This window comes from Pseudoxanthomonas sp. LH2527, from assembly GCF_022539275.1.
In the GTDB taxonomy this organism is placed as follows: Bacteria; Pseudomonadota; Gammaproteobacteria; order Xanthomonadales; family Xanthomonadaceae; genus Pseudoxanthomonas_A.
On record NZ_JAKZBW010000029.1, the window covers coordinates 49425 to 57337 of the forward strand.

A 7913-nucleotide genomic window follows, 5' to 3' on the forward strand; every position below is an offset into this window, starting at 1 on the left:
GCGGCGCCGGCGTCTGCTTCGGCGGTCTTGGGCGAGCAGGCGGCGGCGGTGATGACGGCCAGCAGGGCCACGGAAATGACGGTGCGATTCATGGGTGATCTCCAGAGTGAGGGGTGGTGTCGTGTTGCGGTTGCCAGGACATCTACGCCGCCCGCTCACGCGCGGATGCATCACGTGGCCTTAATATTCAGCCAACCTTGACATCGGCCACCGCCGATCCCGCCCCGCGACGCGACGACGCCCCCATGACCTTGCCCGACCACGAATTCGATCCCGACGACAACTTCCGCCATGCCTTCGATGACGAAGACGACATGGACCTGGACGACACCGAGGCGCTGGTCTGGAACCTGCTGGTGCTGATCAACCCCGGCGACGAAGAGACCGCGCTGCGGCAGTTCGCCGCCTATCGCGAAGCCGGCGGTGAAGCAGGCATCGAACCGGACCAGGTGCTGTGGACGCTGAAGGACGCCATCGACTGGACTTCCGGCTTCTACGTGGACTGGAAGGACACGGAGTCCTTCATCGACTGCGTCAACCAGCTGGCCGCGCGTTACGCCATCAAGATCGACTGGGGCGGCGACAGCAGCGACGAGGACTTCCTCGACGGCACCGACGTGCCCGCGCTGATGGCCACCGCCTACGACCGCCTGCGCGAGCATGGCTACACGCTGTGGAACTGGAACACCGACGGCGATGCCTACGGTGGCTGGATGGCGTTGCGTCGCGACGACGAAGGCATGCAGCAGCTGGCGGCGGTGATGGGTGTGGAGATCCGGCCGGGCAGCGACGCGTTCTGATCGCGTCCCTGCGACGGCGCGCGCTAGACTCGCCCTGTCCCCCGGTTGCGAGATCGCCCGTCATGCGTGTGCTGCTGGCCTGCCTTGCCTGCCTGATGCTGCTGGTCGGTCCCCGCGCGCATGCGCAGGACGTCGCCACGCTGCTGTCGCCTTCCAAGCCCAAGGCCCCCGAAGCCATCGCGCTGGCCGACATTCCCGGCCGCGCCGATGCCGACGAGCGCTATGCGGAGGAAGTGTCGCTGCGGGCGGCGCGCGCCGACCCGTTGGGCCGGCTCGTGCCGCGGCTGGAAGCCATCGAAAAATCGGTGGCGGACAAGAACGGCCTGTTCGCCTACGGCGAGCTGCGCACGTTGCCGGTGTTGCGCCTGGAGAGCATGGAGCGGCACTGGAAATTCGATGCACGCCAGTACGCGCGCTGGCGCGCCGACATGCAGGGCCTGGTTGCACCGTATGCGCAGGACGCCGCCGAGCTCGCCCTGCGGCGCGCCGACTGGGACCTGACGCGGCAGGGCATGGCGCCCGACAGCACGCCGGCGGCGCTGCGTTCGCGCGTGGACGCGGTCGTCGCGCGACTGCAGCAGGCCGAGCAGGCGCTGTCGTCGCCGCTGGCCGAACAGATCGGCCTGGGGCGCCGCGCCAACCTGCTGGCCGCGCGCATCCAGGCCGGGCAGCAGGCGGTGGACGACGCCATCGCCTACACGGACCGGCGCCTGTTCCGGACCGACGCGCCGCCGCTGTGGCGGGTGAAGGACGCCAGCACCCTGCGCCAGGACGTGGCCGACAGCCTGAGCCGCGAGGTCGAGTCGGAAAACAGTTTCGTGGCGCAGTACGCGGCGGCCGACGTCGGCAACCAGCGCCTGTTGCAGGGCCTGCAGCTGCTGTTGCTGCCGTGCCTGCTGTGGGTGGCGTGGCGCCATCGCCGACGCGGCGTGGACCCTGCGGTGCCGGTGGCGACCGACGCCGAGCTGCGGGTCATCCGGCGTCCGTTCTCCACCTGGGTGCTGCTGTCGATGATCGGCGTGCTGGTGTTCGAGCCCAACGCGCCGCTGTTCCTGCACCAGCTGGCGATGCTGGTGGCGCTGGTGCCGGTGCTGCGGCTGATGCCGCAGCAGGGGCGCCGGCTGCTCGGTCCGTGGCCTTACCTGGCGTCCGCGTTCTACCTGCTGCAGCACCTGGCCGTGCTGCTGATGGCCAGCGCCTACCTCTATCGCCTGTACTGCCTCGCGCTGGCCACGCTGGCGCTGGCGGCGACGTGCTGGCTGCTGTGGCGCTCGCGCGGGGAGCGCTTCGCCGGTGTGGCGGGCCGGGCCGGGCGGCTGGTGCACGGCCTGGCCTGGGTCGGCGTGGCGATGCTGCTGGCGTCCATCGTGGCGAACGTGCTGGGCAACGTGTCGCTGGCCGAAATGCTGACCTCCGGCATCATCGAGAGCGGTTACTTCGCGCTGGTGCTGTACGCCGCCGTCACCGTGCTGGACACCCTGCTGCGCCGGCTGGGCGCGCGCAGGGAAGTCAGGCGGCTGTGGCTGATGCGTCGCCACGGCGGCAACCTGCTGGAGTCGCTGTCGCGTTGGGCGCGGTGGGCGGCCGTGGTGGGCTGGGTCGTCTACACGATGGTCCGTTTCCGCATCTTCCGCCCGGTCTACGACGTCGGCAAGGCGATCGTCACGCATCGTTTCGAGTACGGCGAGCTGTCCATCAGCCTCGGCCACGTGCTGGTGTTCTGCATCGGCGTGGTGCTGGCGGTCTGGATCGCGCGCACCCTGCGCGCGATGCTGCGCGAGGAGGTGCTGCCGCGCCTGTCGCTGCCGCGCGGCGTCGACAACAGCATCGCCTCGCTCAGCTACTACGTGCTGCTGTTGCTGGGCCTGCTGGCGGCGCTGTCGGCGGCGGGCTTCAAGATCGGGCAACTGGCCTTCATGTTCGGCGCGCTCGGCGTGGGCATCGGTCTGGGCCTGCAGGACGTGGTGAAGAATTTCGTCTCCGGCCTGATCCTGATGTTCGAGCGGCCGGTCAAGCCCGGCGACGCCGTCGACATCAGCGGCACCGCCGGCCGCGTGCGCGCCATCGGCATGCGCGCCACCACGGTGCGCACCTTCGAGGGCGCCGACGTGGTGGTGCCCAACGGCATGCTGCTGTCGGACAAGGTGACCAACTGGACGCTGGTGGACCAGAACCGGCGCGTCGACGTGGACCTCGGCGTGGCCTACGGCTCCGACGTCACCCGGGTGATGCAGCTGCTGCAGGAAACCACGCGCGGCACGCCCGGCATCGCCGACGAGCCGGCGCCGGCCGTGCTGTTCACCGGCTTCGGCGCCAGCTCGCTGGATTTCGCCATCCGCGCCTGGACCCAGCGCTTCGACGACTGGTCGACGATCCGCAGCGAGCTGATGCAGCGGTTGCATGCCGCGCTTGCGCAGGCCGGCATCGAGATTCCGTTCCCGCAACAGGACCTGCATGTGCGCTCGGTGTCCGAGGATCTGCTGCATTCGCTGCGCCGGGGGCCGGCGACCGCGGACCGCGAGGGCCACGACGATGGCCGCTGACACAGACATCGTGCCGCGCGCGCTGGGGCCGTCCGACCTGGCGGCGATGCGCGACCTGCTGCGCATGTTCGGCCGCGCATTCGACGACATGGCGACCTACACGCAGGCGCAGCCGGACGACGCCTACCTCGCCGGCCTGCTGGGCCGCGACACCTTCATCGCGGTGGCGGCCTTCGAGGACGACACGGTGGTCGGCGGCCTGGCCGCCTACGTGCTGCCGAAGTTCGAGCAGGCACGCAGCGAGGTGTACCTGTACGACCTGGCGGTGGCGGAAACGCATCGCCGGCGCGGCATCGCCACCGCGCTGATCGCCGAACTGCGGCGGGTCGCCGCGACGCGCGGCGCGTGGGTCGTGTTCGTGCAGGCGGACTACGGCGACGACCCGGCGGTGGCGCTGTACACGGGGCTCGGCACGCGCGAGGACGTGATGCACTTCGACATTCGCATCGACTGAGTCGCGGCGGTGTCGAAATCGGATCCTGCGGATCGTCGCAGGCAGGAACATCCCGGGAGTCCAGCATGCCGCCGATCTTCGAGGTCCAGCGTATCGACCATGTTGTCCTGCGCGTGCGCGACCTCGCACGCAGCGTCCGCTTCTATGGCGAGGTGCTGGGCTGCCACGTCGAACGCCGGCGCGAGCACCTGGGCCTGGTGCACCTGCGTGCCGGCGCCTCGATGATCGACCTGGTCGGCATCGACGGAACACTCGGCGCGCGCGGCGGTGCACCGGCCGGACGCGAGGGCCGCAACGTCGACCATCTCTGCCTGCGTATTGCGCCGTTCGACGAGCCTGCGCTGGTCGCGCATCTCGCCGGCTTCGGCATCGCGCCTGCCGGACCTGCCGAGCTGAATTTCGGTGCGGAGGGCGATGGCCTGTCGCTGTATTTCACCGATCCCGACGGCAATACGATCGAGCTGAAAGGGCCGTCGCGCTCAGGGTGAAGCGCGTGCCGTGGCAGGCGGTCAGGGAGATGCGCTGGCGCGCGGCTCGGCGGGCGCCGGGGCCTGGGCGAGGGCGCCCGCGTCCACCGGCGCATCCGGCATCGCGATGTCGGCGTCCGGCAGCGGCGCGCCCGGTGCCAGCAGCCTGCCTTCGCCCTGCAGCGCTTCCTCGGCCGCCTTGGTCATCACCACGATGCTGATGCGGCGGTTGATGGGGTTCTGCGGATTCTGCTTGTCGAACAGCACCGACGACGACAGGCCGACCACGCGCGATACCTTGTCCTCGTGCATGCCGCCGACCACCAGTGCGCGGCGCGCGGCATTGGCGCGTTCGGCACTGAGCTCCCAGTTGGTGTAGCCGCGGTTGCTCGTGTACTGGGTGGTGTCGGTGTGGCCGGTGATGCTGATGTGGTTCGGCACCTGGTTCACGAAGCCGGCGAGTTCGGCGAGGATCGCCTGCGTGTACGGCTTCAGCACCGTGCCGCCCAGGTCGAACATCGGCCGGTTCTGCTGGTCGACGATCTGGATGCGCAGACCTTCCGGCGTCAGGTCGAGCAGCAGCTGGTCCTTGAACGGTTCCAGCGCCTGGCTCTTGCCGATGGCCTCCTGCAGCGCCTGCATCAGGGTTTCCAGGCGCTGCTTTTCCTGCGCCTTCTGCTGTTCTTCCGAGGCCTGCTGCGCGTCGCCGGGCGGCTGGGCGAACGGGTTGTCGCTTTCGCCCTTGGGCATGTCCATGGTGCCGCCGAGCTTGATCATCGACGTGCTGGCGCCGCCAGGACCCGCCGGACCGGGCGCCGGCGAAAAGCTCTTGCCGCTCAACGGGCTGGGATTGCGGAAGTATTCCGAGATCGCCGCGCGTTCCTTGTTGGTGGTGGCGCCCATCAGCCACATCACCAGGAAGAACGCCATCATCGCGGTGACGAAGTCCGCGTAGGCGACCTTCCACGAGCCGCCATGATGGCCGCCGCCGGCGACCTTCTTGACCCGGCGGACGATGATGGTGGGGCGCTGCTCGCTCATCGCCGTGGCTTACTTGTTGGCCTTGAGATGCGCTTCGAACTCGGCGAACGGCGGGCGCACGTCCGAGGGCAGCGTCTTGCGCGCGAACTCCAGCGCCACCGCCGGGTTGTAGCCGCGCAGGCAGGCCAGCAACGCGGTCTTCACCGATTCGTACATGCGGCTGTCCTGCTCCACCTGCGCCTCGATGGCGGCGGCCAGCGGCGACACGAAGCCGTACGCCAGCAGGATGCCGAGGAAGGTGCCGACCAGCGCGGCGGCGACGTGCGCGCCGACCGCGGCGATGTCGCCGCCGATCGAGCCCATCGTCACGATGATGCCCAGCACCGCCGCCACGATGCCGAAGCCGGGCAGGCCATCGGAAACCTTCTGCAGCGCGTGCGCCGGCGCCATCGCTTCGTGGTGGTGCTTTTCAAGTTCCAGTTCGAGCAGCGGTTCCAGCTCGTGCGGCTCGATGTTGCTGCCCACCATCAGGCGCAGGCACTCGGTGAGGAAATCGAGCAGATGGTGGTCGGCCAGGATCTTGGGGTACTTCTGGAACAGCGGGCTGTTGGTCGGATTCTCGATGTGCTCTTCCAGCGACATGAAGCCGTCGCGGCGCGCCTTGTTGAGCATCTCGTGGATAAGCGTCAGCACGTCCAGGTAGTCGGACGACTTGTACTTGGCGCCCTTGAACACCGACAGCGACGCGGCGAGGGTGCTCTTCACCACCTTGGTCGGGTTGCTGGCCATGAACGCGCCCAGCGCGGCGCCGCCGATGATGACCAGCTCGAACGGTTGCCACAGGGCGGCCAGCTTGCCGTGCGAGCCGAGGTAGCCGCCGATCACGCTCAGGGTGACGATGATGAAGCCGACGATGATGAGCATGGCGACGCGGCCGCAGGGTGGGGTCACCCAAGGATCGGCCCGCGCGGCGGTTTCTTGAGCCGCGACCGTTCGTCGGCGGTGCGCCGGGAATGACCTTCGGCAGGGTTGACTACACTTGTCGTCACGGGCATGTTGACGACAAGTGTAGTCACAAGGCGAACCCATGCCCGGCAAGGCCCGCAAGTCCATCGGCGACCAGGAACTGGCGCTGCTGCAGCATCTGTCCGCACACGGTGAAGCCAGTGTCGGCGAAGTCGCCGCCGCGTTCGGCGAGCCCCGCGGCCTGGCCCGTTCCACCGTGCTGACGATGATGGAGCGGCTGCGCGCCAAGGCCTACCTGCGCCGCCGCCAGGTCGATGGCGTCTACCGCTACGCGGCGGTCGCCCAGTCCACCGAGGTGATGCGCCACGCGGTGGGCAGCTTCGTCGAGAAGACGCTGCAGGGCTCGCTGTCGCCGTTGGTGGCCTGGATGTCGCAGCGCACCGAGGTCAGCGACGACGAACTGGCGGAACTGGAAGCGCTGGTCGCCAACCTGCAGTCGAAGCGGAAGGAGGGCTGACATGGACCTCGTTGCGCTGGCCGATGACCTGATGTCCCGCCTGCTTGCCGTCGGCCTGCAGTCGCTGCTGCTCGCCGCGCTGGTGTGGGCGCTGTGCCGCTACCTGCCGCGGCTGGATGCACGCACCCGCGCGTGGCTGTGGTGGCTGGTGGCCACGCAGATGGTGGTCGGCCTGGTCTGGCATGCGCCGGTCGCGCTGCCGCTGCTGCCGGCGGAATCGCTGGCGGCACCGGCCACGCTGGCGGCGGCCGCCGATGCGTCGGCGCTGTTCCCTGCGGCAGTGACGGTGGTGCCGGTGGCGACGTCGCAGGCCTCCAGTCTCGATACCGGCGTGCTGCTGCTCGTCGCGTGGCTGTCCGGCGTGGCGGTGATGCTGGCCAACACGCTGCGCCACGCCTGGCGCCTGCGCCGGCAGATCCGGCACGCCCGTCCGTGCCGCGATCGCCGCGTGCGCGCGGTGTACCGGTCGCTGACGCAGCACCTGGCCATCGCCCGCCCACCTTCGCTGCGGGTCAGCGACGAGATCGACTCGCCGATGCTGGCCCGGCCCTGGCGCCCCGTGCTGATGCTGCCGGCCGCCAGCATCGCCGGCATGCGCACCGACGACCTGCACATGGCCCTGCACCACGAACTGGCGCACCTGCAGCGGCGCGATCTGTGGTGGGCGTGGATGCCGGCGCTCGCGCAGCACCTGTTCTTCTTCCATCCGGTCGCGCACCTGGCCGCGCGCGAGTACGCCTTCGCCCGCGAAGTCGCCTGCGATGCGGCCGTGCTCGAAGACGAACGCCACGCCGCCCACGACTACGGACGCCTGCTGGTGAAGCTGGGCGTTTCCACCGCGCCCTCGCCGGCGCTCGCCGGCGCCTCCCCCACGTTCCGCATCCTCAAGAGGAGACTGCTGATGTTGCAGCACACCGCTTCGCCCCTGCGCACGAGTGCGCTGGCCCTCACCATCGGCCTCGTGCTGCTGGGCGTGGTGCCGTACCGCGTGATCGCCAGCAGCACACCGATGGCGGCACCCGCGCCGATGGCGCCGGTCGCGGCTGCGCCGGTGGCGACGCCCGCCATCGCGCCGCAGGCCGATCCCGTCGCCAGGCCCTCGCCGCTGGCAGCGCCCCGGCCCGTCGTGGTCGCCGATGCGCGCGACATGCCGGCGCCTCCCGCGCCACCCGCCCCGCCTCCGGC

Annotated in this window: 8 protein-coding genes; 6 read left to right on the plus strand and 2 right to left on the minus strand. The window is 69.8% G+C overall.

The genetic code is table 11. The features are described from left to right. Positions 1-245 precede the first annotated feature (245 nt). The 4 genes from MMG85_RS15090 to MMG85_RS15105 all read left to right on the plus strand — a co-directional run bounded on the left by MMG85_RS15090 (position 246) and on the right by MMG85_RS15105 (position 4285). The gene (locus MMG85_RS15090; RefSeq protein WP_241046769.1) at positions 246-800 is read left to right on the plus strand and encodes a hypothetical protein; all 555 of its coding nucleotides are present in this window, start codon (positions 246-248) and stop codon (positions 798-800) included. 62 nt (positions 801-862) lie between these two features. Further along, positions 863-3343, plus strand: a complete 2481-nt coding sequence (locus tag MMG85_RS15095) for a mechanosensitive ion channel domain-containing protein (protein ID WP_241046770.1) — start codon at positions 863-865, stop codon at positions 3341-3343. Beyond that, positions 3333-3797 (plus strand): AAC(3)-I family aminoglycoside N-acetyltransferase, encoded by a 465-nt coding sequence (locus MMG85_RS15100; protein WP_241046771.1) that lies wholly within the window; start codon positions 3333-3335, stop codon positions 3795-3797. Before MMG85_RS15095 ends, MMG85_RS15100 begins: the two co-directional genes overlap by 11 nt. A gap of 65 nt (positions 3798-3862) precedes the next feature. Next, positions 3863-4285 carry a VOC family protein gene (locus MMG85_RS15105; RefSeq protein WP_241046772.1) on the plus strand — a complete coding sequence of 141 codons (423 nt, stop codon included), beginning with the start codon at positions 3863-3865 and terminating at the stop codon, positions 4283-4285. 21 nt (positions 4286-4306) lie between these two features. Here the strand turns inward: MMG85_RS15105 and motB are convergent, their stop codons facing one another. Both motB and motA read right to left on the minus strand, forming a co-directional pair. Then, positions 4307-5305, minus strand: a complete 999-nt coding sequence (gene motB, locus MMG85_RS15110; RefSeq protein WP_241046773.1) for a flagellar motor protein MotB — start codon at positions 5303-5305, stop codon at positions 4307-4309. A gap of 9 nt (positions 5306-5314) precedes the next feature. After that, positions 5315-6169, minus strand: a complete 855-nt coding sequence (gene motA, locus MMG85_RS15115) for a flagellar motor stator protein MotA (RefSeq protein WP_241046779.1) — start codon at positions 6167-6169, stop codon at positions 5315-5317. 163 nt (positions 6170-6332) lie between these two features. Between motA and MMG85_RS15120 the strand changes: the two genes are divergently transcribed. After that, complete coding sequence (locus MMG85_RS15120) at positions 6333-6728, plus strand: BlaI/MecI/CopY family transcriptional regulator (protein ID WP_055939387.1); 396 nt, start codon at positions 6333-6335, stop codon at positions 6726-6728. Between the two features lies 1 nt (position 6729). Then, a partial coding sequence (locus tag MMG85_RS15125) for a M56 family metallopeptidase (RefSeq protein ID WP_241046774.1) occupies positions 6730-7913 on the plus strand: 1184 nt, incomplete at its 3' end.